The organism is Stappia indica (assembly GCF_009789575.1).
GTDB classification, from domain to species: domain Bacteria; phylum Pseudomonadota; class Alphaproteobacteria; order Rhizobiales; family Stappiaceae; genus Stappia; species Stappia indica_A.
Genome location: NZ_CP046908.1, coordinates 455,810 through 480,337, shown reverse-complemented (window position 1 = coordinate 480,337; position 24,528 = coordinate 455,810). Strand labels below are relative to the sequence as shown.

At 67.3% G+C, this 24,528-nt stretch carries 22 protein-coding genes; 12 read left to right on the top strand and 10 right to left on the bottom strand.

All coding sequences use genetic code 11. The features are described from left to right. Complete coding sequence (locus tag GH266_RS02210; protein ID WP_158192438.1) at nt 1–195, bottom strand: periplasmic nitrate reductase, NapE protein; 195 nt, start codon at nt 193–195, stop codon at nt 1–3. A 216-nt stretch (nt 196–411) separates the two neighbouring features. After that, nucleotides 412–1,629, bottom strand: coding sequence for an NnrS family protein (locus GH266_RS02205; RefSeq protein WP_158192437.1), 1,218 nt, complete (start codon nt 1,627–1,629; stop codon nt 412–414). A 134-nt stretch (nt 1,630–1,763) separates the two neighbouring features. Between GH266_RS02205 and GH266_RS02200 the strand changes: the two genes are divergently transcribed. Together GH266_RS02200 and GH266_RS02195 are read left to right on the top strand one after the other, a co-directional pair. Continuing rightward, nucleotides 1,764–2,003, top strand: coding sequence for a DUF1858 domain-containing protein (locus GH266_RS02200; protein WP_158192436.1), 240 nt, complete (start codon nt 1,764–1,766; stop codon nt 2,001–2,003). Beyond that, nucleotides 1,978–2,340, top strand: coding sequence for a DUF6522 family protein (locus GH266_RS02195; protein WP_158192435.1), 363 nt, complete (start codon nt 1,978–1,980; stop codon nt 2,338–2,340). The genes GH266_RS02200 and GH266_RS02195 overlap by 26 nt, the downstream gene beginning before the upstream one ends. Here GH266_RS02195 and GH266_RS02190 read toward each other — a convergent pair. Next, nucleotides 2,312–3,016, bottom strand: a complete 705-nt coding sequence (locus GH266_RS02190; RefSeq protein WP_158192434.1) for a Crp/Fnr family transcriptional regulator — start codon at nt 3,014–3,016, stop codon at nt 2,312–2,314. The genes GH266_RS02195 and GH266_RS02190 overlap by 29 nt on opposite strands. A gap of 147 nt (nt 3,017–3,163) precedes the next feature. Here GH266_RS02190 and nirK point away from each other — a divergent pair, with 147 nt between their 5' ends. From nirK to GH266_RS02155, 7 genes are all read left to right on the top strand, one after another. Beyond that, nucleotides 3,164–4,291: a copper-containing nitrite reductase gene (gene nirK, locus GH266_RS02185; protein WP_158192433.1), complete on the top strand. Its 1,128-nt coding sequence runs from the start codon at nt 3,164–3,166 to the stop codon at nt 4,289–4,291. Between the two features lie 65 nt (nt 4,292–4,356). Beyond that, nucleotides 4,357–5,211, top strand: a complete 855-nt coding sequence (locus GH266_RS02180; protein WP_158192432.1) for an SUMF1/EgtB/PvdO family nonheme iron enzyme — start codon at nt 4,357–4,359, stop codon at nt 5,209–5,211. Nucleotides 5,212–5,216: 5 nt separating this feature from the next. Continuing rightward, nucleotides 5,217–5,597, top strand: a complete 381-nt coding sequence (locus GH266_RS02175; protein WP_244953865.1) for a hypothetical protein — start codon at nt 5,217–5,219, stop codon at nt 5,595–5,597. A gap of 158 nt (nt 5,598–5,755) precedes the next feature. Next, nucleotides 5,756–7,213, top strand: a complete 1,458-nt coding sequence (gene ccoG / locus GH266_RS02170; protein WP_158192430.1) for a cytochrome c oxidase accessory protein CcoG — start codon at nt 5,756–5,758, stop codon at nt 7,211–7,213. 96 nt (nt 7,214–7,309) lie between these two features. Then, the gene (locus GH266_RS02165; protein WP_158192429.1) at nt 7,310–7,747 is read left to right on the top strand and encodes a pseudoazurin; all 438 of its coding nucleotides are present in this window, start codon (nt 7,310–7,312) and stop codon (nt 7,745–7,747) included. A gap of 91 nt (nt 7,748–7,838) precedes the next feature. Beyond that, nucleotides 7,839–9,047 (top strand): NnrS family protein, encoded by a 1,209-nt coding sequence (locus GH266_RS02160; protein WP_158192428.1) that lies wholly within the window; start codon nt 7,839–7,841, stop codon nt 9,045–9,047. After that, a complete protein-coding gene (locus GH266_RS02155; RefSeq protein ID WP_158192427.1) occupies nt 9,044–9,490 on the top strand; it encodes a hypothetical protein in 447 nt (148 codons plus the stop codon). Before GH266_RS02160 ends, GH266_RS02155 begins: the two co-directional genes overlap by 4 nt. A gap of 99 nt (nt 9,491–9,589) precedes the next feature. On the opposite strand, the gene GH266_RS02150 is transcribed toward GH266_RS02155, so the two are convergent. Next, nucleotides 9,590–13,279 carry a vitamin B12-dependent ribonucleotide reductase gene (locus GH266_RS02150; protein ID WP_158192426.1) on the bottom strand — a complete coding sequence of 1,230 codons (3,690 nt, stop codon included), beginning with the start codon at nt 13,277–13,279 and terminating at the stop codon, nt 9,590–9,592. A gap of 923 nt (nt 13,280–14,202) precedes the next feature. On the opposite strand from GH266_RS02150, the gene GH266_RS02145 reads away from it, so the two are divergent. Next, nucleotides 14,203–14,871, top strand: coding sequence for a response regulator (locus tag GH266_RS02145; protein ID WP_158192425.1), 669 nt, complete (start codon nt 14,203–14,205; stop codon nt 14,869–14,871). A gap of 107 nt (nt 14,872–14,978) precedes the next feature. Further along, nucleotides 14,979–15,362 (top strand): NADH:ubiquinone oxidoreductase subunit NDUFA12, encoded by a 384-nt coding sequence (locus GH266_RS02140; RefSeq protein ID WP_158192424.1) that lies wholly within the window; start codon nt 14,979–14,981, stop codon nt 15,360–15,362. A gap of 1,167 nt (nt 15,363–16,529) precedes the next feature. On the opposite strand, the gene GH266_RS02135 is transcribed toward GH266_RS02140, so the two are convergent. The 3 genes from GH266_RS02135 to GH266_RS02125 all read right to left on the bottom strand — a co-directional run bounded on the left by GH266_RS02135 (nt 16,530) and on the right by GH266_RS02125 (nt 19,477). Continuing rightward, complete coding sequence (locus tag GH266_RS02135; RefSeq protein WP_158192423.1) at nt 16,530–17,345, bottom strand: ATP-binding cassette domain-containing protein; 816 nt, start codon at nt 17,343–17,345, stop codon at nt 16,530–16,532. A gap of 2 nt (nt 17,346–17,347) precedes the next feature. After that, the gene (locus GH266_RS02130) at nt 17,348–18,463 is read right to left on the bottom strand and encodes an ABC transporter permease (protein WP_158192422.1); all 1,116 of its coding nucleotides are present in this window, start codon (nt 18,461–18,463) and stop codon (nt 17,348–17,350) included. 141 nt (nt 18,464–18,604) lie between these two features. Beyond that, on the bottom strand, nt 18,605–19,477 hold the full coding sequence (locus tag GH266_RS02125; RefSeq protein ID WP_425329581.1) for a sugar ABC transporter substrate-binding protein: 873 nt from the start codon (nt 19,475–19,477) through the stop codon (nt 18,605–18,607). Between the two features lie 362 nt (nt 19,478–19,839). On the opposite strand from GH266_RS02125, the gene GH266_RS02120 reads away from it, so the two are divergent. After that, the gene (locus GH266_RS02120; protein ID WP_158192420.1) at nt 19,840–20,709 is read left to right on the top strand and encodes a MurR/RpiR family transcriptional regulator; all 870 of its coding nucleotides are present in this window, start codon (nt 19,840–19,842) and stop codon (nt 20,707–20,709) included. 9 nt (nt 20,710–20,718) lie between these two features. Here the strand turns inward: GH266_RS02120 and GH266_RS02115 are convergent, their stop codons facing one another. The 3 genes from GH266_RS02115 to GH266_RS02105 form a co-directional block, all read right to left on the bottom strand. Then, nucleotides 20,719–21,195 (bottom strand): Lrp/AsnC family transcriptional regulator, encoded by a 477-nt coding sequence (locus GH266_RS02115; RefSeq protein ID WP_158192419.1) that lies wholly within the window; start codon nt 21,193–21,195, stop codon nt 20,719–20,721. An 83-nt stretch (nt 21,196–21,278) separates the two neighbouring features. Next, the gene (locus GH266_RS02110; protein WP_158192418.1) at nt 21,279–22,340 is read right to left on the bottom strand and encodes a GGDEF domain-containing protein; all 1,062 of its coding nucleotides are present in this window, start codon (nt 22,338–22,340) and stop codon (nt 21,279–21,281) included. A gap of 413 nt (nt 22,341–22,753) precedes the next feature. Continuing rightward, nucleotides 22,754–24,412: a DEAD/DEAH box helicase gene (locus GH266_RS02105; protein ID WP_158192417.1), complete on the bottom strand. Its 1,659-nt coding sequence runs from the start codon at nt 24,410–24,412 to the stop codon at nt 22,754–22,756. Between the last annotated feature and the right edge of the window lie 116 nt (nt 24,413–24,528).

Here is a 24,528-nt window from a genome sequence, read left to right as displayed (position 1 = left end):
TCAATGCAGCGCCGATGGTGGCCCGGGTGGGCCGAACACAAGCTGCAGCATCCACACGGCAAAGCCGAAGGCGCCGACGACTGCGACGGCCACGAAGGGCCAGACGCCGAAGGCGAGGACGAGAAACGCCAACAATTCCGTGCGCCAGCGCCGCCGATCCGCGGTGCTGGTATCCGGTTTCCCCGATCCAGTCATGTCGACACGTATCCCTTCGTATGGTTTTCGTGTGACCTGAAAAGTAGTCTGTCTGTCTATCTTGATATCATCAATGCGCAGAATTGCTTATTTTTCCGAATTTTCATTGTAACAACAATAGTTTCATGCGCAGTTATGTCAGTGTGACTGACGTGATCGGGGTAAGAATTTTCGATCCGCGATTTGTAATCTCTAATATTTGAATGTTGCGCCTGCTCAATTGGTTTTGCCGACGCGAAGAGGAGAAATCTGCGCGGCGGCGAAGAGCAGATAGGCAAGGCTCCAGAGGCCGGCGCCGGTGCCGAGCAGAGACAGGTAGTGCTCGGGCGCGACCGGGGCCGCCACGCGAAGGAGCGCGCCGGCATTGACGGCCAGCACGGCGAGCGTGCACAGCCGCTGGCCGGCATGGCCGCCGGGCCCGCGCGTGGATGCCAGGCGGCTCATCACCGCAAGCGTCATGCTGCCGATGGCGCCGGCGGTGAGCGCGTGCAGGGCGCTGTCGGCCGGCACACTGAAATGCGGCAATGCCGAGAAGGCCGCGAGTAGCAGCCCGGCCACCAGCCAGGCATAGCCGGCATGAAGAGCGAGGATGTCGCCGCGCCGCAGCAGCCAGCCGCGCCAGCGCAGCAGACGGGCGAGCTGCAACAGCCCGGCTGCAGCCAACAGGGCGGCGCTGAACAGGGCATCCGGCGCCAGGACCCAGGCCGGCAGGGCAAGGCTGGTCGCCAGCAGCACGAAGATGTCGAAGCGACCGTAGGGAGCGGGAACGCGCTCGGCACCACGCCCGGCCAGCGCATTGCGCGTCAGGCTGGGCACCAGGCGCCCGCCAACGGCGGCGATCAGAAGGGCGGCCACGGCAATGCCGGTGCGCGCCATGGTCGCGGCCATTGCCGGATCGTCGCCCAGAAGCCGGTGGGCGAGGGCAGCGACAGCCAGGACGGGAAACAGCATCAGCCCGTGCCGCGACTGGCCGCTGCGGCCGAGCCGCATTTCGCGGATCAGCAGCGCCGAGACCGCCAGAGGAAAGGCCGCGTCGGCGGCAAGCGCCAGGGGCAGGGGGGCGACGAGAGGCACGAGGCGACCGGCCAGCCACAGGCCGACAAGCAGGGCGAGCGGCCTGCCGGCGGTCGGCAACCGGCCGGACCAGTTCGGCGTTGCCGACAGCAGATAACCTGCCATGATCGGCGGCAGGAAGCCGAAGATCATTTCATGCGCGTGCCAGGTCATCGCCGGCAGCCCGGCGACCTCGGCCACGCCTGCGGTGTAGATCCAGATCCACAGCGGCACCGCGGCCGCCCCCTGAAGCGCGGCGGCGAAGAACAGCGGGCGAAAGGCGACGGCGAGCCACCAGCCATCCGCCGGGCGCCGCGCTCGTGCGGGAGAGGGCGAGGCGGGGAACGTTGCGGCGGAGAGAGGGCGGGTCTGCGGGGCCATGGCCGGCATCCTTGCACGTGGGGGATGCTTGCAGACCTAGCCGGGGATTCCGCCGGCTTCGTTGCTCCCGCGCAAAGACGAGGACAGCGGACACGCCTTAGAATGATGCCTGACGTTGCAAAGGGAGTTCTCCCATGTCCAGCTATCAGGGTTCCACCGCCGGAGCGGCCAGAAGGGTCGGGCCGGAGACGCTTGTCGGGGACTTGATGAGCGACTACCGCGCCACCATCGCCGTGTTCATCCGTCACAAGATGATGTGCATCGGCTGTCCGGTCGCGCGCATCCACGACGTCGAGGAGGCCTGCCGCGAACATGGCATCCCCCTCGAGCGGTTCCTCGGCGAGCTCGATGCCGCCATTGCCGGCGCTGCGTGACGTCATGGCCGACACCACCACGGACGCAGCCGTCCCAGGCGACTTCGCCATCGATGCCGACGTGCTGGCCGAAGGGTTCGGCCTGTCTGCGGAAGACTTCCGCGAACGGCTTCGCGCCGGTGCGGTGACAGGGCGGCTCTATCGCGGCATCGACGAGGATGCCGGGACATGGCGGCTGGAAGCGTTCCATGCCAATGCCCGGCTGACGGTCATAACCGACGAGCAGGGCCGTCCTCTCCGCCGTTCGCTGGTCGACTTCGGCGACCGGCCGCTGCCGCGCGAGATGCGCATGCCGCCGGGCGGAGGGATCAGTCGTCCGAACGCTCGGCAAGCATGAACAGCTTGTGCGCGTTGCACACGATCACCTTCTTGCGGGCGCTGGAGACCAGCCCCTGGGCTTCCCATGAGGTCATCACCCGGCTCACCGTGTGAAGGGTCGTGCCGGTCATCTCGGCGATGTCCTGCCGCGTGACGGGGAAGTCGATGAGGATGCCGTCCTCGGTCTTGCGGCCCGCCTGGTTGACTAGGCGCAGCAGCGCATGCGCCACGCGCCGCTCCACTTCCTCCGTCGACAGCTCGCGGATGCGCGTATGCGCGTCCTGCAGGCGTTGCCCCACCGTCTGCAGCGCATTCATCGCCAACACGGGGCTGCGGGCGATGAAGGCGTCCCACTGGCTGGACGGCCAGACGAGGGCGAGGCTGTCGACCACGGCGGAGGCGGTCGCCGGATAGTCCGTGCGCCGCATCGCCTTGGCAATGCCGAAGATGTCGCCGGGGCTGACATGGCGCACCACCACCTGCTGCCCGTCCGGCGTCGTCTGCACCACCTTCAGTCGGCCGTGCAGGAGAGCGAAGAACTCGCTCGCCGGTTCGCCTTGCGCGAAGACGGTCGCGCCGATGGCGTATCTGCGGCTGACCGCGATGGCCAGCACCGCGTCGAGGTCCTCGTCCGACATCGACTGGAAGATCGTCAGGTCCCGGATCAGGGATCGGTCAAGTTGTGCAGGCGGCATTCCGTGGTTCCCTCCTCAGATGCCATTTTGTCGCAGGGGGTCCGGTCTTGGATGCCGGCCTTGTTTGCCTTTTCGCAAAAAGAAAATCTCCGAGCAGGTGTTTCCTGAACTTGTCGAAAACGACGCACGACAGGAAAGGAATACATCATGATCACGAGACGTACCGCACTGATCGGGACCGCAATGGCCACTCTGATGGCGGTCGTCCCGGTCCTGGCCGACGAAACGGCAAACCCGACGCTGAATGCGCTGGACCTGCCGGATCAGACCGCGACCCTGGAGCGAGTGCAGGCGACCCTGGTGGCGCCGCCCGCCGTGATGGACCACGACCGGGTTGCCCAGGGCGCCCCGAAGATCGTCGAATTCACCATGACCATCGAGGAGAAGACGGTCGTCGTCGATGACCAGGGAACGACGTTCCAGGCGATGACCTTCAACGGCACGATGCCCGGACCGACCATGGTTGTCCATGAGGGCGATTACGTGGAGCTGACCTTGGTCAATCCCGAGACCAACGAGATGCCCCACAATATCGACTTCCACGCCGCCACCGGCGCGCTCGGCGGCGCTGCCCTGACCCTGATCAATCCGGGCGAGCAGGCGACGCTGCGCTTCAAGGCGACCCGCACGGGCACCTTCGTCTATCACTGCGCGCCTCCGGGCATGGTGCCCTGGCATGTGGTGTCGGGCATGAGCGGCACGCTGATGGTGCTGCCGCGCGACGGACTGAAGGACGAGCGGGGCAATCCCGTTGCCTACGACACCGTCTACACGATCGGCGAGTTCGACCTCTACATCCCGAAGGACGAGAACGGCAACTACAGGACCTACGAGAGCGTCGGCGAATCGTATGCCGACACGCTGGACGTGATGCGCGGGCTGATCCCGACCCATGTGGTCTTCAACGGTTCGAAGAACGCCCTGACCGGCGATAACGCCATGACCGCGAAGGTCGGCGAGAAGGTGATGTTCATCCACAGCACCGCCAACCGCGACACCCGTCCGCACCTGATCGGCGGCCATGGCGACCTGGTCTGGGAGACCGGCAAGTTCGTCAACCCGCCCGAGCGCGACCTGGAGACCTGGTTCGTGCGCGGCGGCAGCGCGGCGGTGGCGATCTACGAGTTCCTGCAGCCGGGCATCTACGCCTATGTGAACCACAACCTCATCGAGGCGGCCGAACTCGGCGCCACCGGCCACGTCAAGGTCGAGGGCCAGTGGAACAACGACCTGATGATGCAGGTCAGCGCACCGGCCCCCATCGCGGTCCAGTAACCGCCAAGCCGAAACGACAGCCCGCCATCGCGGGCTGTCGCCTTGCCAACCGGGGAGAGGCTGCCATGTTCGCAAAAGGGAAAACGACGCTCCTGCCGCTTGTTGCGGTCCTGTCGCTGCCATTTGTTGCCGGCGCGGCGCTGCCGGGAGCATCCGAACCGGCGGGCGCGCCGGAGGTGGTGCGCATCGAGGAAAGCAGCATCACCTACCGCCTGCCGGGCGAATATCTCGTCGGCCGGACGGCGACCAACGCGCCGCTGGAGAAGATCTCGCTCACCCGTCCCTTCGAGATCATGCGCCGCCAGGTAACAGCGGGCGAATATGGGCGCTGCGTCGAGGCCGGGGGCTGTCTTGCCCTCGATGCGCCGCAGGATCCGGAGATGCCGGTCGTCGGCGTCAACTGGTACGATGCGGCCGCCTATGCCGCCTGGTTCAGCCGGGACACCGGCGAGCGGTGGCGCCTGCCGACCGACCGGGAATGGGCGCTCGCCGCCGGCAGCCGCTATCGCGACGACGCGCTGACAGATGTTGCCGATGCGCAGGATCCCTCGCGGCGCTGGATCGCGCTTTACGAGGCGGAGACCGCGCGCGGTGCCGAGGTCGATCCGGCGCCGCGGGCGGTCGGCCATTTCGGCAGCAACGAGCAGGGCCTGCTCGATATGGGCGGCAATGTCTGGGAATGGACCGACAGCTGCTACCTGCGCCATCGCTTCGACCCGGTCACGGATGCCGAAAGCATCGTCGAGAACTGCGGCATCCGCATCGCGCAAGGCAGCCACCGGGCCTACATGACCACCTTCTTCCGCGATCCCAAGGCCGGCGCCTGCTCGGTCGGCATTCCGCCCGCCAATCTCGGCATTCGCCTCGTGCGCGACGAGCCTGGTGCCCTGCAGCGCTTGAAGACATGGATCGGCCTGTGAGCGGCATGGGGCCGGCCCTTGCCGACAGCGACGACGACGTGCTGTCGCGGCTGGCCCATGTGCTGCACGAGATGGGACTGCCCTGCGACTGTCAGGACCAGGTGGAGCGGGCGGTCTCGCTCTTTGCCGAGCTGGAAGCGCGGCGCGTGCGTCGGCGGCTGATGGAGGCGGCCCGCACCCGCGCGGTGCGCCTTGCCGGCTTCATCGGTTATCTCGACGACCTGCGCGAGGGGGCGGCCGAGCAACTGGGGCCGGACGATTGCCTGCTGATCGCCGACACGTTCCGCACCATCGGCCGCACGGCCTTAGAAGGTGCCGCCTGCCTGGAGATGCTGGCCGGGCGGCTGGAACCGTCCGGCAGGGAAGACGGCAGCGGACAGAGCTGACCTCCCGCGCCGTGCCCGCCAATTCGCCCCGTTCTTTGTGCCGGCACAAAGAGCGCTCGCCGCCTGTCGCTTAAGGCTGGGTGTCGCCAGCAGCCAGGGGAGGGCTCACCGGTTGCTCCGGCGACGCCCTTGCCCCTGCTGGCGGACGGAGACCGGCGATGACGTTTCACCCCACCACCTTGCACCGCAAGCCCGGCATCGGCGCTGCGCCGGCCATCGGTCCCGGCCAGCCGGTCGTGCCGCAATCGGTCAGCGGCCGCTTCCGCCGGCTGAAATGGGCGGCCGTCGGCTTGTGCCTTGCGCTCTACTATGTGCTGCCGTTCCTGCGCTACGACCGCGGTCCCGGCCAGCCCACCCAGGCAATCCTGTTCGATCTTTCGCAGCTGCGCTTCCATCTCGCGGGCCTGGAGCTGCGACCGCAGGAGCTCTACCTGCTGACCGGCCTGCTGGTGCTGGCGACCATCGTCCTGGTCCTGTCCAACGTGGTGGCGGGCCGGATCTGGTGCGGCTTCTTCTGCCCGCAGACCGTGTGGACCGATCTCTTCCTGTGGGTCGAACGGCAGCTGGAGGGCGACCGCCGCGAGCGGCTGCGCCAGCTCTACCTGCCGATGACGCCGGCGCGGGCCCTGCGGAAGGGCATCAAGCATGCGATCTGGCTGGTGATCGCCGCCGGGACGGGCGGTGCCTTCGCGCTCTATTTCGCCGATGCGCCGACGCTTCTGCGCGAGATCTTCACGGGCGAGGCCTCCAGCGTCGCCTATGGCGCGGTGCTGACCCTGACGCTCACGACCTATACGCTCGCGGGCTTCGCCCGCGAGAAGATGTGCACCTACATGTGCCCCTGGCCGCGCCTGCAGGGCGCCGTCTGGGATGCGGAGGCCTATAGCGTCGCCTATCGCGACTATCGCGGCGAGGCGCGCATGTCCGCCAAGAAGGCGGCGGCGGCCCGCGCGAACGGCCTGCCGGCCGGCGACTGCGTCGACTGCATGGCCTGCGTCAATGTCTGCCCGATGGGCATCGACATCCGCGAGGGGCCGAACCTTGCCTGCATCAATTGCGGCCTGTGCGTCGATGCCTGCGACACGACCATGCAGAAGCTCGACCGGCCGCGCGGGCTGATCGACTACGAGAGCTGGACCAATATCGAGCGCGGCCGCAAGGGCGAGGCCCGCGTGCCGGTGCGGCTGGTGCGGGCGAAGACCGCGGCGCTGGCGCTGGCCGGCCTTGCGACCGCCGTTGCCCTCGTTGCCGTGGTTGCGACCCGCGCGACCCTGTCGCTCAGCGTCGCCCATGAGCGCAATCCGGTGGCGGTGGAGCTGTCCGACGGGCGGGTGCGCAATGCCTACGAGATCCGCGTGTCGCATGTGGCCGGGGCAGGGGGCACCTTGATGCTCAGCATCGAGGGCGAGGCCGCTGGCCATGCCGAGCTGCGCTCGGTCAGCGATGTCGGAGAGGGGGACGGGGGCGTTGCCGTCCTGCTCGACGACCGGGGCAGCCGGCGGCTGCGGGCGACCGTCGTCGCCGAGCCGTCCGCTGCCGGGCCGATCGCGTTCCGCCTCACCGACCCGGTGAGCGGGGAGAGCGTCACGGCCTCGGATTTCTTCAAGATTCCATAAGTTTCGCGGACTTTGCGCTGGCACAACGTTGCAACGCAGCAAGGCGAATATTCCTTCAGACAACGGACCGCGGTGGTCCGCCCAATGGAGACCGAGATGAAACACGCACGGATGTTCGCCCTTGCCCTTGCCACCGTCGCCGCCCTGTCGGGGACCGCCGCCATGGCGGCAGAGCACGAGGTCAAGATGCTCAACAAGGGCGCCAAGGGCGTCATGGTGTTCGAGCCGGACCTCATCAGGATCGCCCCCGGCGATACGGTGCATTTCCGCGCCACCAACCCCAGCCACAATGCCGAGACCGTGCCGGGCATGCTGCCCGAGGGCGCCGAAGCCTTCGCCGGCAAGATGAACAAGGACGTCTCCTTCACCTTCACCCAGGAAGGCGTCTACGGGATCAAGTGCAAGCCGCATTTCGCCATGGGCATGGTCGCGGCCGTCGTCGTCGGCGATCCGGTGAACCTCGACGATGCCAAGACGGTGAAGACGCCGGGCAAGGCCAAGAAGGTCTTCGCGGAGCTGCTCGGCGGCCTGTAACCCGCCGGCTGCAAGAACGGACGGGCCGGACGGCGCGCGACCTCCCCCCTCGCGCCGTCCTTTCAGCAGGAGGGGCATGAGGAGACGGGGCATGAGCAGATCCCTTCGCGACACCTACTGGCTGACCGGGGGCTTTCGCCCCTTCTTCTTCCTCGGCGCGCTGTCGATGGCCCTGTCGGTGCTGGCCTGGATCCCGATCCTTTCCGGCCATCTGGAGCTGCCGACCGCCTTCATCCCGCGCGACTGGCACATCCACACCATGCTGTTCGGCGGCGTTTCGGCGATCATCGCCGGCTTTGCGCTGACGGCGGTCGCCAACTGGACCGGCCGCCCGCCGGTCGCCGGCGGCGAGCTCTTCGCCCTGGTGCTGCTGTGGCTGGCCGGGCGTATCGCCGTCACGCTCTCGGCGCTGACGGGCGCCTGGGCGGCGATGGCCGTCGATCTCGCCTTTCCGCTCGCGCTGGTCGCCGTCTTCGCCCGCGAGGTGATCGCCGGCGGAAACTTGCGCAACCTGCGCGTCGTCGTCATCGTGGCGCTCTACGGGTTTGCCAATGCTGCCTTCCATGCGGAAGCGGCGCTGACCGGCTTTGCCGACCATGCCGCGCGCGCCGGTATCGCCGTGGTGCTCCTCCTCGTCATGCTGATCGGCGGGCGGATCATTCCCGCCTTCACCCGCAACTGGCTGATGCAGCGGCGCGCCCTCTCGCTGCCTGCCGGGTTCTCGCGTCTCGATGGCGGCGCCATCCTGATCTCTGCAGCCGCCCTTGCCATGTGGATCGCCGTTCCGGGCCATCTTGCGACGGCCCTGTTGATGCTGGCGGCAGGCCTTGCCAATGGCTTGCGCCTGTCGCGCTGGTGCGGGCTGGCGACGCGCAGCGATCCGCTGCTTCTCGTCCTGCATCTGGGCTTTGCCACCGTGCCGCTCGGCTTCGTGCTGGAAGGCCTGTCGATCTTGCTGCCCGGCGTGCTGGAGCCGTCCGCCGCCGCCCATGTGTGGACGGCCGGCACCTTCGGCATGATGACGCTGGCCGTGATGACGCGGGCGAGCCGGGGCCATTCCGGCCATCCGCTGGCCGCCGGCCGGCTGGAAGTGGCGATCTACGCGCTCGTCGCGCTCGGCGCGGCGGCGCGGGTGCTGGCGCCCTATGCCGGAAACCTGGCTGGCAATGGCGGCGGCAACTGGGTGGTGCATCTCTTCGCCTGCGCCGCGCTTTTGTGGGCGCTGGCCTATCTGCTCTTCGCCGCCGGCTATGCGCGCATGCTGCTGTGGCGGCCGGGCCTGCCGGTGCGCCGGCCATGACCGCCACTACCGCTGACTCCGATGCGATCCGCGTGCTGCCGGCCATCACGCCCTGTGCCGCGCTGCGCCTTGCCGCCTGCCGCTTCTTCGCGATCCTGCTCGCCGCCTATCTTCTGTCCGGTTCGGCCCGCGCGGTGCTGGTCGACCCGGCTGCCGGCCCGCTTGCCGGCGCGGCGCTGGAGGCGGTGTGGCTGGTCTCGGCCGGGCTGCTCGCCACCGCCATGCTGCCCTGGGGGCTACTGACGCCGCGCCGGGCCGTCGCGCTCGCCGTGCTGACGGGGCTGGGCCTTGCCCTCGGCGATGCGCTGGTGGCGATCTTCCTGTGCGCGATCCCCGTGCCGCGCCATTTCGCCCGCTTCGCGCAGGTCCATGGCGCGATCCAGGCGGCCGCCTTCCTCGCCGCGCTGTTGCTGCCGCTGGCGGTATCTTTGCGAAGGCAGTGAGGGCGCCAGAATGTTACCCGAAACGACGAGGCCCCGGACATCGGGTGATGTCCGGGGCCTCGTTTGGCTGTTTTCAGTCCGGGCGATCCGGCCCTTGCCTCAGCTGCAGCCGCTGGTGCTGCCGCAGGTGTCGCACTTCAGGCAGGTGCCGTTGCGCACCATCGTGAAGTTGGCGCATTCCGGGCAGCTCTCGCCTTCGTAGCCCTTCATGCGGGCCTGGGCGATCCGCTCGGCCGCGCTCGGCGCCTGCTGGGCGGGGGCGGTGCTGATCTCGACCCGGGCGGCTGCTTCCGAGCCGCGGGCGAAGGCGGTCGCAACCGCCGTCGTCTGCGCAATCGGCGAGTTGCCGAGCTCGGCGGCGATCGCCTTGGTCAGGTTGCCGGCCGGCTCGCCGCCGCCGACGAGGCGGAAGCGCTCGGTCTGGCCGCGGATCAGGCCATGCGAGACGACGCCCTTGTGCCCCTTGCCGCCGCGCTCCTCGGCCTCGATCGAGGCCTTGGCCGACTGGCCGAAGACCTCCGGCGGGACGTGGGCGAGCTCGTGACGGTCGAGATAGGACACGGCCAGCTCGCGGAACACGTAGTCGAGCACCGAGGTGGCGTTCTTGATCGCGTCGTTGCCCTGCACCATGCCCGCCGGCTCGAACTTGGTGAAGATGAAGGCGTCGACATACTCCTCCAGCGGCACGCCGTATTGCAGGCCGAGCGACACCGAGATGGCGAAGTTGTTGATGAAGGCGCGCAGGGCCGAGCCTTCCTTGTTCATGTCGATGAAGATCTCGCCGAGGCGGCCGTCATCGTATTCGCCGGTGCGCAGGAAGATCGTGTGCCCGCCGATCTTGGCCTTCTGGGTGTAGCCCTTGCGGCGGGTCGGCAGCTTCTCCTGCTGGCTCACGACGCGCTCGACGATCCGCTCGACGATCTTCTCGGCGACGATCTCGGCACGCGTGGTCTGCGGCTGGGCGACCAGCGCCTCGACCGCGTCCTCCTCGTCCTCGTCCACGTCGGACAGGAGCTGGGAGTTCAGCGGCTGCGACAGCTTGGAGCCGTCGCGATAAAGGGCGTTGGCCTTCAGCGCCAGGCGCCAGGAGAGCAGGTAGGCCTCCGTGCAGTCGGCGACGGTGGCGTCGTTCGGCATGTTGATCGTCTTGGAGATCGCGCCGGAGATGAACGGCTGGGCCGCCGCCATCATGCGGATATGGCTCTCCACCGAAAGGAAGCGCTTGCCGAGGCGACCGCACGGGTTGGCGCAATCGAAGACCGGATAGTGCTCGGTTTTCAGGAAGGGCGCGCCCTCCAGCGTCATGGCACCGCAGACATGGGTGTTGGCGGCCTCGATCTCCTGGCGGGAGAAGCCGAGATGCGCCAGCAGCTCGAACTCCGGATCGTCCAGCTTCTCGGCCGGCACCTTCAGGGCGCCCGTCAGGACATCGTCGCCCAGCGTCCAGCGGTTGAACACGAACTTGATGTCGAAGGCCGACTTCATCGCACCGGCAAGCTTGGCCAGCGACGCGTCGTCGAAGCCGCGGGCCCGCAGGCTCGACGGGTTGATCGCCGGTGCCTGGTCGAGCGAGCCGTGACCGACCGCATAGGCCTCGATCTCGGCGATCTGGCTCTCGGAGTAGCCGAGCGTGCGCAGGGCCTCCGGCACCGCGCGGTTGATGATCTTGAAGTAGCCGCCGCCGGCCAGCTTCTTGAACTTCACCAGCGCGAAGTCGGGCTCGATGCCGGTCGTGTCGCAGTCCATGACAAGGCCGATCGTGCCGGTGGGCGCGATCACCGTCGACTGGGCGTTGCGGTAGCCGTGCTTCTCGCCGAGCTCCAGCGCGCGGTCCCAGGCGAGCTTTGCCCGCTCGATGAGGATCGGCTGCGAGCAGGAGGCATGGTCGAGCGGCACGGGCAGGGTGTTCAGGCCCTCATAGCCGGTGGCCTCGCCATAGGCGGCGCGGCGATGGTTGCGCATGACGCGCAGCATGTGCGGGGCATTGTCCGCATAGCCCGGGAAGGGGCCGAGCTCGCCGGCCATCTCGGCCGAGGTGGCATAGGCGACGCCGGTCATGATCGCGGTCAGGGCGCCGCAGATCGCGCGGCCCTCGTCGCTGTCATAGGGAATCCCTGAGGTCATCAGCAGGCCGCCGATATTGGCGTAGCCGAGGCCCAGCGTGCGGTAGCGGTAGGACAGTTCCGCGATCTCCTTGGACGGGAACTGCGCCATCAGCACCGACACCTCGAGCACGACGGTCCACAGGCGGACGCAGTGCTCGTAGGATTCCACGTCGAAATTGCCGTCGGCCTCACGGAACTGCAGCAGGTTCAGCGATGCGAGGTTGCAGGCCGTGTCGTCGAGGAACATGTACTCGGAGCACGGGTTCGACGCGCGGATTTCGCCGGAGGCCGGGCAGGTGTGCCAGTCGTTGATGGTGGTGTGGTACTGGATGCCGGGATCGGCCGAGGCCCAGGCGGCATAGCCGATCTGCTCCCACAGCTCGCGGGCCTTCAGCGTCTTGGTGACGCGGCCGTCCTTGCGGGCGGTCAGGCTCCAGTCGCCGTCGTCCATCACGGCGGTGAGGAAACCGTCCGTCACGCGCACCGAATTGTTGGAATTCTGGCCGGAAACCGTGAGGTAGGCCTCCGAATCCCAGTCGGTGTTGTAGGTCGGGAACTCGATCTTGGTGAAGCCCTGGCGCGCGAACTGCATGACGCGCTGGATGTAGTTTTCCGGCACCATCATCTTCTTGGCGGCGCGGATCTCGCGCTTCAAGGCCGGGTTCTTCGCCGGATCGAAGCAATCGCCGTTGTCCGCCTCGCAGTTGACGCAGGCCTTCATGATGGCGGTCAGGTGCTTCTGGCAGATCTTCGAGCCGGTGACGAGGGCGGCGACCTTCTGCTCCTCGCGGACCTTCCAGTTGATGTAGTCCTCGATGTCCGGATGGTCGATGTCGACCACCACCATCTTGGCGGCGCGGCGGGTGGTGCCGCCCGACTTGATGGCGCCGGCGGCGCGGTCGCCGATCTTCAGGAAACTCATAAGGCCGGAGGACTTGCCGCCGCCCGACAGCTTCTCGCCTTCGCCGCGGACGCGGGAGAAGTTGGAGCCGGTGCCGGAGCCGTACTTGAACAGGCGCGCCTCGCGCACCCACAGGTCCATGATGCCGTTCTCGTTGACGAGATCGTCCTCGACCGACTGGATGAAGCAGGCATGCGGCTGCGGATGCTCGTAGGCCGTCGCCGAGCGGGTCAGCTCGCCGGTCTGGAAATCGACATAGAAGTGGCCCTGGCTCGGGCCGTCGATGCCATAGGCCCAGTGCAGGCCGGTGTTGAACCACTGCGGGCTGTTGGGGGCGACCTTCTGGGTCGCCAGCATGTAGCGCAGCTCGTCGTAGAAGGCCTGTGCGTCGGCCTCGCTGTCGAAGTAGCCGCCCTTCCAGCCCCAATAGGTCCAGGTGCCGGCGAGACGGTCGAAGACCTGGCGGGCGTCGATCTCGGAGCCGTAGCGCTCCTCCTCGGGCAGCTTCTTCAGGGCCTTCTGGTCGGCTTCCTGGCGCCACAGCCAGGAGGGAACGGTGTTCTCCTCAACCGGCTTCAGGCGGGCCGGGACGCCGGCCTTGCGGAAGTATTTCTGCGCCAGAATGTCGGCCGCGACCTGCGAGAACTGGGCCGGAACGTCAATGTTTTCAAGCCGGAAGACGATCGAGCCGTCCGGGTTGCGGATCTCGCTGGTGGCAACGCGAAACGCGATGTCGGCGTAGGGGGACTGCCCCTCCTTCGTGTAGCGCCGCTCGATCTTCATCCCAAAGCCCCTTTCGTGTCTCCGGCCGCCGGCCGGCATTGTCTGTCGCGGCAAGCCGCATGATGTCTGTCGCGGGCAAGGCCGCATGAATTGCAATTGCGGCCAGGCCGCGCTTGTTCCGGTCGCGGATCGGCCGCGAGCGGGCAGGGCGGCCACGCCGCCGCGCCTGCGCATCGTTCGATGCGCGGGTCGCCGTCTGCCTGCCTGTTTGAATGCCGCACCCTGTGGACGCGGTCGTTATCCTTGGATGATGCCTAGATATAGTAGGCCATCTGTCTTGTGTCACCATATATCGCCAACGCGAGGCGCAATTTTCCGACGTCGCGAACCGCCGCGGTCGTGACGCCGAGACCGGGATCACCCGGATACGCTGCTGCAGTTGATGAGGACGCGGGGCACGCACGGCTTGTCGCCGGCCCCAACCTTGCTGCGATTACCTGACGCCTTGAAACTAGGGTGAATCGTCGGCAGGCGTCAAGCGCTGCGAGCAACCTGTTGTGGCTGCTTGTGTCCCAGGCCCCAAATATAGTGTGTCCGTGTGGATAACGAGGATGAGGGGCGAATCGGCCTTTTTGCCGGCAAATGCAGCTCCCGTCCGGCCCGTGCCGGGCTGAGCGTCGCTTGCGGCTTGTCCCCGGCCTTATCCCCGCGGGGCAAGGCGGCGCGCAGGGCACTTATCCCCGCCGAACCCTTGCGAAACGGGGGGAGGGGATTGCGATCCTCTATCCCCGGCCGTTCCGAAATGGCGGAAAACTGCCATTTCCATTGAGCGCGATTTTGCGAGATTGCGCAGAATCGTCTCAATTCTTGAGAAACTAGCATCGAACGCGCCGCAATTTTAGAAAGTTTGTCCGAAAATCGTCTTGTCCCGCTCAATCGCGGGGAAATCCGCACGTGGTTCACTGGCATCCTCCGACAGAAGGATGACGCGCTTGGCCCGGATGACGCGGCACTACGCATACGGACTGGATATCGGCGACCTGGATGTCGTGGTCGTCGACGATTCGAAGCCGATGCAGGCGATCCTGCGCTCGACCTTGCTCTCGTTCCGGGTGCGCCGGGTGCGAACCTTCGACACGGCCGAGGCGGCGCTGGAGATGATGCGGCTCGACCCGCCCAACTTCGTCATCACGGACTGGCGGATGAAGCCGACGAGCGGGCTGGCGCTGCTGCGCACGCTGCGCCAGCGCAAGATGGCGCCGCTCTGCTTCCTGCCGGTGGTGGTGTGCACCGCGCATGGTACGCGGACCCTGATCGACCGGGTGCTGCGCGACGGGGCCCAGCATGTGGTGGCCAAGCCGCTGTCGCCGTCGGGCCTCTACGACCGGCTGATGTGGACGCTGCGCGACGGCCGGCAGCTGGTGATGGGCGACGACGGGCGCTATGTCATCGAGGGTGTTGCCGGCACGCTCGACGAGAAGGCGCGCAAGTGGCAGCAGATCGGCATCGAGCGCGAGATCGTAGCGCCGAAGTCCGGCACCCGCCGCGATCTGGCGGCAACCGCGCAGAAGGCGAGTGCGGGCGAGACCGGCCCGACGCCGCGCAACGGCTTCGCCACCGTGCGCCCGAAGCGGCCCCAGCCGGCCGCCTGAGCAGATCGAGCGCAGGAAACCGCGTCGCCGGACGCGCCGCCGCATTGCGAAACGGCCAAGGGTGCGCTATGCGAAAGCCAGACAGACAAACTGGGACGCCGCCTTCGATGAAAACGCTGCTGCAATTCTTCACCTGGTGGAACAGCGCGACCTGGGGCACGCGCTTCTTTACCTGGCGCAAGGGCGAGTTCGTCGGACATGACGAGTTCGGCAATGCCTACTATCGCGAGCGCGGCGGCCGCCGCCGCTGGGTGATCTACAACGGCCTGGCCGAGGCCTCGATGATTCCTCCCGGCTGGCACGGCTGGATGCACCACCGCACCGACACGCCGCCGACGGAGGCGGACTACAAGGCTCGCGCCTGGGAGGCGCCGCATCGCAGCAACCGCACCGGCACGCATGAGGCCTACCGTCCGAAGGGCTCGATCCTGACGGCGGAAAGCCGGCCCAAGGTCTCGGGCGACTACCAGGCCTGGACGCCGGAAGGCTGAAGCTGCTTCATGCGGCGGGTGAATATCCTGCCGTAACGGATTGAAAGAACGCCGGCCTTAGTGGTCGGCGTTTTTGTTTTGGGGGAGGCAAGCGATGCGAGGGCGCCGCCGCCGCCGCTGGTGCTCTCGGTAGAAGCTCTGTCGCTTCAGTCTCGATTGGCGTCATTCCGGGCAAGCGAAGCGCGAGCCGGAAAAACGCGCCCCCTCTCGGCTGTCATGCCTGCGAAGGCAGGCATCCAGTATCCGCTGGGGCGGGTGGTGGCGCGAGCGCCGCCGCCACTGAAGTTCCAGCGGCAGTGCCGAGGTCTCTCTCGTACCGTTCGGGGTTACTGGATCCCGGTCTTCGGCTGCGCCGAAACCGGGATGACATCCTGCGGCTGTGGCGAACGACGTGCATTCCCTGCGGTGCGGGATGACGCGGGGAGAGGCGCCCCGTCGCGGGCGCTGCTCCCCCCCTTTCGTCGGCTGCGCCGACATCTCCCCCTCAAGGGGGGAGAAGAGTGCGTGGGGCATGGCCGGTGTGTTTCGCCGCCGCTCTGGCAACCAATAGGCCCCGGCGCGCGCTGCGCTTGGCCGGGGTGACGGCCGAGAGGATGCGAGGGAGGCGCCACTTTCTCGGAGGTCATCCCGGCCGCAGGCGCAGCCGGAGAGCCGGGACCCAATGGCGCCCTCGGTCGGCGTGAGGCGGAATGCTTCTCATGGCGTCATTCCGGGCAAGCGAAGCGCCGAGCCGGAAAAGCGCGCCCCCTCTCGGCTGTCATGCCTGCGAAGGCAGGCATCCAGTATCCGCTGGGGCGGGTGGTGGCGCGAGCGCCGCCGCCACTGAAGTTCCAGCGGCAGTGCCGAGGTCTCTCTCGTACCGTTCGGGGTTACTGGATCCCGGTCTTCGGCTGCGCCGAAACCGGGATGACATCCTGCGGCTGTGGCGAACGACGTGCATTCCCTGCGGTGCGGGATGACGCGGGGTGGGGCGCCCCGTCGCGGGCGCTGCTCACCCCCTTTCGTCGGCTGCGCCGACATCTCCCCCTCAAGGGGGGAGAAGAGTGCGTGGGGCATGGCCGGTGTGTTTCGCCGCTGCTCTGGAAGCCAATAGGCCCCGGCTCTGCGCTGCGCTTGGCCGGGGTGACGGCAGATGGGATGCGAGGCCGTGCCTCTCTCTCCTTTCTGTCAGACCGTGCCGCCGAGATCGGCGCCGAGGTCCTGCAGCTCCTTGCCGCCGGCCATCAGGTTTTGCAGTTCGTCGATGGTGATCTCGCCGCGCGCATGGGTGCCGAGGGTGCGGCCGCGGTTGAGCACGGTGAAACGGTCGCCGACCGCATGGGCGTGGCGGACATTGTGGGTGATGAAGATGACGCCGAGCCCCTTGGCCCGCACCTGGCCGATGTATTTCAACACCATCGAGGTCTGGGCGACGCCGAGCGCCGAGGTCGGCTCGTCGAGGATCAGCACCTTGGCGCCGAAATAGACCGCGCGGGCGATCGCCACGCATTGCCGCTCGCCGCCCGACAGGGTGCCGACCGCCTGTTGCGGGTCGCGCACATCGATGCCGATGCGCCGCATCTCCTCGCGCGTCACCGTGTCCGCATGGACCATGTCCATGTGGCGGAACGGCCAGGTGCCCTTGAGCGGCTCGCGGCCCATGAAGAAATTGCGGGTGATCGACATCAGCGGGATCATCGCCAGGTCCTGGTAGACGGTGGCGATGCCGGCATCGAGCGCGTCGCGCGGGCTGTCGAAGGCGACCTCCTCGCCGCCGACGAGGAAGGTGCCCGCCGTCGGCCGGTGCACGCCCGAGAGCGTCTTGATCAGGGTCGACTTGCCGGCGCCGTTGTCGCCGAGCAGGCACAGGACCTCGCCGGCATGCACCTTCATCGAGATGCCGCCGAGTGCGATGACCGAGCCGAAATGCTTGACGAGGTCGCGCACCTCGATCAGCGGGACGGCAGGCGCGGGGTCGGAATGTGCGTGAGCTGTCGCGGCCATGGTCAGCGCTCCCCCGTCGCCCGCTTGCGGATGAAATTGTTGAACAGCACGGCGATCAGCAGCATGCCGCCGAGGAAGACCAGGTACCAGTCCTGGTCGATGGTGGTGTAGGTGAGGCCGATCAGCACCATGCCGAAGATGATGGCGCCGAAGAAGGCGCCGATGGCCGAGCCGTAGCCGCCGGTCAGCAGGCAGCCGCCGATCACCGCCGCGATGATTGCCTCGAACTCCTTCTGGAAGCCGCGGCGGGCATCGGTGGAGCCGGCATCGAGCACGGTGAGAATGGCGACCAGCGCCGCGCACATGGCGGTGACCATGAACAGGATGGTCTTGACCCGGGTGACCGGCACGCCGGAATTGCGAGCGGAGGCGGCATCACCGCCGGCGGCGAAGATCCAGTTGCCGAAGCGGGTGCGCAGCAGCACCCAGGTGGCGAGAAGCGCGATGGCCGCGAACCACAGGATCTCGACCGGAACGCCGGTGACCTTGGGCGTGCCGTTGCGGAAGGTGTCGATGTGGTCGTTGGCGGCAAGCCAGGCGAACAGGCCCTCGAAGGCATCGCCCGAGAACAGCTGCAGCACCAGCCCGTCGCCGGCCGCCTCCTTGACGCCGCGCAGCTGGGTGGAGCCGTCGGTCGCCCATTTCAGCCCGACCAGGGTGAGGCCGCGCAGGATGAACAGGAAGGCCAGCGTGACGATGAACGAGGGCAGGCCGGTGCGCAGCACGATCTGGCCGTTGACCGCGCCGATGCCGGCGGCAAAGGCGAGCGTTGCGGCAATGGCGACGATGAGCGGCATGTCCCACACCACCAGCACCGTGCCGAAGGCGAGCCCGGCGAAGGCGACCATGGAGCCGACCGACAGGTCGAACTCGCCGCCGACCATCAACAGCGCGGCGCCGATGGCGAGAATGCCGAGCTGGGCGGCGGGTGCCATGAAATTCATGATGCCGGCAAGCGAGAACATCGCCGGGTTGGCCACCGTGACGAAGAAGAGCGTGACCAGAACCAGTCCGGCCAGGGCGCCGAGCTCCGGCCGGCGCAAAAGCTTCGTCGCCAGCCCCGTCTTGCGCAGCCGCTCGTCGGCGCCGGGAGAGGCGCTCGCCTGTGCTTCACTCATCGAACCTGTCCTTCAGATGCCGGATATCAAGCCGGGGCCGGGCCTTGCCGCCCTGCCAGAGTGCTCCGGCAGGGCGTCCAAGCGCGGGGATTCCGGATCAACGCGAGATCAACGCGAGATCAACGCGAGATCAGCGCCAGATCAGCGAATGCCCTGGGCGGACAGTTCCACCACCTGGCCGGCCTTGTCCTTGGTGATCAGGTTCGGACCCGAGGCGACATTGCCGCCCGGCATCAGGCCGAAGCGGGCATGGTTGGCCAGGAACACCACCGGCAGGTAGCCCTGCAGGAACTGCTGCTGGTCGATGGCGAAGGCGGCCTCGCCGTCGGCGACCGCCTGGAGGAAGTTCGCCGACATGTCGAAGGTCGCGACCTTGACCTGCTGCAGCATGCCGCTGTCCTTGACCGCCTGCAGGCTGGGCTCGCCGGCCAGCGCCGCGCCGAGCGCCATGACCGTGTCGATGTCGCCGTCGGAGGCGAGCGCGGCCTTCACCTTGGCCAGGATCTCGGCCGGGTCGTTGGTGGTGGGCAGTTCGGTGACCGAGCCGCCGAAGCCGTCGGCAAAGCCCTTGCAGCGCTGGTCGAGCGAGACGTTGCCGACCTCGTGGTTGACGCAAAGGCCCTTCTTGCCGCCCATCTCGGCCAGCGCCTCGCCGGCCTTCTTGCCCGCGTCGTATTCTTCCTGGCCGACATGGAGCGCAGCACCCAGCGAGGCCGAGACGTCGGAACCGGAGTTCATCGAGATGACCGGAATGCCGGCGGAGACCGCCTTGCGGATCGAATCGCCGAGCGCGTCGGCATCCGGAATGGAGACGATCAGGCCGGCCGGCTCCTGGTTGACGGCGGCGTCGATGAGCTGGGCCATCGCCACCATGTCGAAGGTCTCCGGCGCGCGGTAGTCGACGGTGACGCCCATGTCCTCGCCGGCCTTGGCGACGCCGTTCTTCACCACAGACCAGAACGGATCGGACGCCTGGCCGTGGCTAACCACGATAATGTTGATATCCTGCGCCATTGCCGGTGCAGTGCCGGCAGAGGCTGCCAGGCCGACGACGGCGGCAGCCGCCAGCAGACGAGCGACGAAACGTTTCATGTGTCTTCCTCCCATTGCCCCGCTTGCGGGGACTTTTTCGTCTTCCGCCTCCGCCGGTCGATCCTTTGCCGTCCTGGCAGAACGCGCATTCCGGCTGCCCGCGCCTCCCGCGCACCCTCCGGAAAAATCAGAATGACGCATTCCAAAACGCATCATATGGAATTTTTATTCCATTTTTGGTTTGACGGTGTCAAGCTGAAATCGGCCTTGCCGCTGCGTCGGATGGCGCGGGCCGGAACGCGCGCAAGGAAAACCGGGATCGGGACGAGCAGGGGAGGACGCCGATGAGCGACAAGGATGTCGGCACGGCCGAGGGGGCGGTGCCGCCGCGCGACTATGACGGGTTGCGGGCGCTGCTGATCGAGAAGAAGCCGGCAATGCCCAAGCGGCTGGCGCAGGTCGCCGCCTTTGCGGTCGACCGGCCGGACGATGTGACCTTCGGCACGGTGGCGGTGATCGCCGAGCAGGCCGGCGTGCAGCCCTCGACGCTGGTGCGCTTTGCCCAGTCGCTCGGCTACCAGGGCTTTTCGGAGCTGCAGGACGTGTTCCGCGCCCGGCTGCGCGAGCGCTGGCCGGACTATGACGAGCGGCTGGAAGTGCTGAGACGGCGCAGCGGCGACAGCAACGGCGCCCATGCGCTGTTCGGCGATTTCGTCGACACGGCGGTCGCCTCCCTGCTGCGCATGCGCAACTCGCTCGCCCCCGAGGTGATGGAGGAGGCGGCCCGCGCCATGGCGCGCGCGCGGGTGATCTATCTCGTGGCGCAGCGCCGGGCCTTCCCGGTCTCCGCCTACATGGCCTACGCCCTGTCGAAGCTCGGCATGGCGGCGGTGCTGGTCGACAATCTCGCCTCGCTCGGCCCCGAGCAGGCCTCGGCCGCCGGGCCGCAGGACCTGCTGGTGGCGGTGAGCTTCACCCCTTACGCCTCGCTGACGGTGGATGTGGCCAATGCGGCGGCGGCGCGCGGCGTGCCGGTGCTGGCGCTGACGGATTCGCCGTTCTCGCCGCTGATCCAGTCGGCACGGGTGGTGGTGGAAGTGGCCGAGGCGGATCTTGGCGCCTTCCGCTCGCTGTCCGGCACGCTGTGCCTTGCCATGGCGCTCTGCGTGGCGGCCGCCGAGATGCGCCGCGACGGGGTGGGCGAGGCGAGCTGAGCCGGCGATCTACCCGGCGGCGGGCCCACCCGTCGGCATGCTCGCCGGGCTGCGGTCGAACTTGGAGGCGAGCACGATGGAGGATTGCGAGCGGCGCACGCCGGGGACAACGGCGATCTCGTCGAGCGCTTCGTCGAGATCCTCCAACTGCGGCGCCTCGACCACCAGGAAGAGGTCGAACTCGCCGGCGATGGTCAGGCAGGTGCGGATCTCGGGAAAGGTCGCCAGCCGGCGGATCGTCTCGCGCATCTGCTGCTGCTCGACGGCGAGCATGACCAGGGCGCGCACCGTGCTGCCGGTGTCGGGGCGGGCAAGGACGGCGGTATAGCCGGCGATTGCCCCGGTGCGCTCCAGCCGGGCGATGCGCTCGTGCACGGTGGACCGTGCGACGCCGAGCCGGCGGGCGATATCCGCCGTCGGCATGCGGGCATTCATCTGCAGCAAGGCGATCAGCTTGCGGTCAAGCGCGTCCCGGCCTGTGGTCATGACGATCCGTCCGTCCCTCCGTCGTTCCGCCGATTATAGCGGCAATACGTCGGAGGGTCAGGGGGAAACGTCGGCGCGGGTGGTCAGGCGACGCGGGTGTCGTCGGCCTCGACATCGGGATCGGTCTCGCAGCGCACGAGATTGCGCCCGGCGCCCTTGGCCGCGTAGAGCGCGGTGTCGGCGCGCGCGATCATCGATTGCGGGGTGTCGTTGCTGCGGAAGGTCGACACGCCGATGGAGATGGTGATGCGGCCGAGATTTTCGCCGGTGGAGCGCTTGACCAGCTCCTTCGACAGGACGGCGCGGCGAATGTGCTCGGCGACGGTGACCGCCTGGCGCAGCGAGGTGTGCGGCAGCAGGATCGCGAACTCCTCGCCGCCATAGCGGCAGGCGACGTCGTGGCCCTTGACGTTCTGCTTGACCGCGAGCGCCACGAGACGCAGCACCTGGTCGCCGGTCTGGTGGCCGTAGGTGTCGTTGAACTTCTTGAAATGGTCGATGTCGGTGAGCAGCAGCGACAGCGGCTCCTGGCTCTGCGCGGCGTCCTTCACCATGCGCTCGATCGTGTGATCGAAATGCCGGCGGTTGCTGAGCGTGGTGAGCTCGTCGGTGAGCGACTCGTAGCGGATCGCCTCCAGGCTCTCCTGCAACTCCTCGATCTGGCGCCGCGACTCGATGAGCTGGCCCTCGAGCTGGCGGTTCGACCCGGCAGTGTTGCGAGTGGCGAGAAGCAGATGGGCGACGAGCTGCTTGAGCTGCTGCGGGTCCTCCAGCGTTTCCAGCTGGGCCTGCGCGCCCTCCAGCGACTGGCCGTATTCGGTGACGGATTCGACGCTCTGGCCGAGCATGTCGACCATGTCGCGGATCTCGTCGGAGATCTTCTCGCCGACCTCGTCGATGCGGTCGCCGAGCTTCGTCGGCGACAGGAAGCTGTTGTAGATCTGCTGTAGCTGCTCGGTCGTGACCGTGCCCTTCGCGCCGACGATCTCGTTCACCGCGCGGTTCAGCGAATGGTTGAAACCGGCCGCATAGGTGTACCAGAGCTCGTAGAAACGCGGATACGCCGGCAAGACATTCTTGCGGATATATTTGAGGGCGGCGTCACCGTACACGATGGTGCGCTTGTGATCGTCTTCCTGGGCCATGCGATGGTTCCACACGTCTCGGTTTTGTGCCAGGAGGATGCACGCGACCTCGATATCAATGTAGTTCTTAAAATACTCATTCAAGCCTTAAGGCACGGTTAAGCATACCTTAATGCTCCGTCAACGGAATCCGGCCCCCAAAAGCGGTTAATACAGTGAAAACGGCGCGCGCAACCTTTACGCGCAGAGTTCCGCCATTCTCGCGAGGGCGCGCGCCGTGACGTGCCGGGCGGCTCCGGCGACGATGGGTTGCATTCTGCTCTGCTGGGAAAGAATGGCCCGGCATCTTCTGCCGGACGGCAGGTCCGGGATGGGGCGACGACGGCGAGGCCAAAAGAAAAGGGCAGGGCCAAAAGAAAAGGGCAGGCGCGAGGCCTGCCCTTTGTCCGTTCGGGTAAGACGTTGCCGGCGGCTCAGCCCTTGGAGGGGCGAATCTCGCGCAGCAGGAAGGCCGGGACGTGATCGCCGAGGCCGATGACCGGCTCGTCGTCGTCCTGCCGGCGGCGGTTGTTGCCGCCGCGCCGGTTGTCGGAGCCGCCCTTGCCGCCGGAGCGGTCACGCGAGGGGCCGCTCGTGTTCTGGTCGCGGCGCGGGCCGCGGTCGCGCGGCGCATTGCGCTGCTCGCCGCCACCGGAGCGGCCGGAGGATGCGGTCTTCTCGGCCGCGGGCTTTGGTGCAGGCTTTTCTGCGGCAGTCTTTTCGGCTGCCGGCTTTGCCTCGGGCGCGGGCTTGTCGGCGCTGCGTGCCGGCTTGGCGTCGACCTTCGCCTCGTCCTTGACGCCGCTGTCCTTGGCTTCGGCCTTCGACGCGCTGCGACGCCTGCGGGCCGGACGCTCGGCAGCCTCGTCCGAGGCTTCCGCTTCGGCCCTGCGGCTTCTGCCGGTGGAGGCAGAGGAGGAGGTGCGGCCGCCGCGGCGCGGGCGGTCCGCAGTTTCCGCGGAGAAGTCGATCTCTTCGTCCAGCCAGGGGATCTTGCGATCGATCAGCTTCTCGATCGACTGCAGGTATTTCTGGTCGCCCGGCGTCACCAGGGTGATCGCCGCGCCGCTGCGCCCGGCGCGCCCCGTGCGCCCGATACGGTGGACATAGTCCTCCGCATGGGTGGGAATGTCGTAGTTGTAGACATGGCTGACGGCGGGAATGTCGAGGCCGCGGGCGGCCACGTCGCTGGCCACCAGCAGGGTCAGCTCGTTCTTGCGGAACTGCTCCAGCGTCGCCATGCGCGAGCGCTGGTCCATGTCGCCATGCAGCGCGCCGACGGAATACTCGTGGCGCTGCAGGGAGCGGAACACGGTCTGCACGTCGCGCTTGCGGTTGCAGAAGATGATCGCGTTGGTGAGGTTCTCGGCCTTGTCGATCATGCGGCGAAGCGTGTCGCGCTTGTCGAAGTCCTTGGAGCCGGAGGCGACGATGTTCTGCGTCACGGTGTCGGCGGTGGAGGAGGTGCGGGCCACCTCGACGCGGGCCGGATTGTGCAGGAACGTGTCGACGAGACGCTGGATCTCCGGCGGCATGGTGGCCGAGAAGAACAGGGTCTGGCGCGTCATCGGGATCAGCTTGCAGATGCGCTCGATGTCCGGGATGAAGCCCATGTCGAGCATGCGGTCGGCCTCGTCGATGACGAGGATGTCGACGCCCTGCAGCAGCAGCTTGCCGCGCTCGGTATGGTCGAGCAGGCGGCCGGGCGTGGCGATCAGCACGTCGACGCCGCGGTCCAGCTTCTTGTCCTGGTCGCCGAACGAGGTGCCGCCGATCAACAGCGCCACGTTGAGCTTGTGGTTGATGCCGTACTTGTTGAAGTTCTCCTCGACCTGGGCGGCGAGCTCGCGCGTCGGCTCGAGAATGAGCGTGCGCGGCATGCGGGCCCTGGCGCGGCCCTTTTCGAGCAGCGTCAGCATCGGCAGGGTGAAGGAGGCGGTCTTGCCTGTACCGGTCTGGGCGAGACCCAGCACGTCGCGCTTCTGCAGCACGTGCGGGATGGCAGCAGCCTGAATGGCGGTGGGTTCGGTGTAGCCGGCCGCTTCAACGGCAGCGAGCACTTTCTCGCTCAGTCCAAGTGAGGAAAAGGACATATGACCTTGATGGTATGATAGGGACGAAAACCATGCCCCGACAGCGTCCTGTGGGGCCTGGCACTTTGGCGCGCACACTACAGTTTCAAAATAAAATGTCAATGACACACAGTCGC

Bases quoted from the DNA above. Each gene is read 5' to 3' on its own strand.
- GH266_RS02145 (WP_158192425.1), top strand. From the start codon at position 14,203: ATGACGCGCTTGGCCCGGATGACGCGGCACTACGCATACGGACTGGAT.
- GH266_RS02195 (WP_158192435.1), top strand. From the start codon at position 1,978: ATGCCGCCATTGCCGGCGCTGCGTGACGTCATGGCCGACACCACCACG.
- GH266_RS02140 (WP_158192424.1), top strand. From the start codon at position 14,979: ATGAAAACGCTGCTGCAATTCTTCACCTGGTGGAACAGCGCGACCTGG.
- GH266_RS02110 (WP_158192418.1), bottom strand. From the start codon at position 22,340: ATGGCCCAGGAAGACGATCACAAGCGCACCATCGTGTACGGTGACGCC.
- GH266_RS02160 (WP_158192428.1), top strand. From the start codon at position 7,839: ATGAGCAGATCCCTTCGCGACACCTACTGGCTGACCGGGGGCTTTCGC.
- GH266_RS02115 (WP_158192419.1), bottom strand. From the start codon at position 21,195: ATGACCACAGGCCGGGACGCGCTTGACCGCAAGCTGATCGCCTTGCTG.
- GH266_RS02180 (WP_158192432.1), top strand. From the start codon at position 4,357: ATGTTCGCAAAAGGGAAAACGACGCTCCTGCCGCTTGTTGCGGTCCTG.
- GH266_RS02150 (WP_158192426.1), bottom strand. From the start codon at position 13,279: ATGAAGATCGAGCGGCGCTACACGAAGGAGGGGCAGTCCCCCTACGCC.
- GH266_RS02125 (WP_425329581.1), bottom strand. From the start codon at position 19,477: ATGGCGCAGGATATCAACATTATCGTGGTTAGCCACGGCCAGGCGTCC.
- nirK (WP_158192433.1), top strand. From the start codon at position 3,164: ATGATCACGAGACGTACCGCACTGATCGGGACCGCAATGGCCACTCTG.
- ccoG (WP_158192430.1), top strand. From the start codon at position 5,756: ATGACGTTTCACCCCACCACCTTGCACCGCAAGCCCGGCATCGGCGCT.
- GH266_RS02135 (WP_158192423.1), bottom strand. From the start codon at position 17,345: ATGGCCGCGACAGCTCACGCACATTCCGACCCCGCGCCTGCCGTCCCG.
- GH266_RS02175 (WP_244953865.1), top strand. From the start codon at position 5,217: ATGGGGCCGGCCCTTGCCGACAGCGACGACGACGTGCTGTCGCGGCTG.
- GH266_RS02205 (WP_158192437.1), bottom strand. From the start codon at position 1,629: ATGGCCCCGCAGACCCGCCCTCTCTCCGCCGCAACGTTCCCCGCCTCG.
- GH266_RS02105 (WP_158192417.1), bottom strand. From the start codon at position 24,412: ATGTCCTTTTCCTCACTTGGACTGAGCGAGAAAGTGCTCGCTGCCGTT.
- GH266_RS02155 (WP_158192427.1), top strand. From the start codon at position 9,044: ATGACCGCCACTACCGCTGACTCCGATGCGATCCGCGTGCTGCCGGCC.
- GH266_RS02120 (WP_158192420.1), top strand. From the start codon at position 19,840: ATGAGCGACAAGGATGTCGGCACGGCCGAGGGGGCGGTGCCGCCGCGC.
- GH266_RS02200 (WP_158192436.1), top strand. From the start codon at position 1,764: ATGTCCAGCTATCAGGGTTCCACCGCCGGAGCGGCCAGAAGGGTCGGG.
- GH266_RS02165 (WP_158192429.1), top strand. From the start codon at position 7,310: ATGAAACACGCACGGATGTTCGCCCTTGCCCTTGCCACCGTCGCCGCC.
- GH266_RS02210 (WP_158192438.1), bottom strand. From the start codon at position 195: ATGACTGGATCGGGGAAACCGGATACCAGCACCGCGGATCGGCGGCGC.
- GH266_RS02130 (WP_158192422.1), bottom strand. From the start codon at position 18,463: ATGAGTGAAGCACAGGCGAGCGCCTCTCCCGGCGCCGACGAGCGGCTG.
- GH266_RS02190 (WP_158192434.1), bottom strand. From the start codon at position 3,016: ATGCCGCCTGCACAACTTGACCGATCCCTGATCCGGGACCTGACGATC.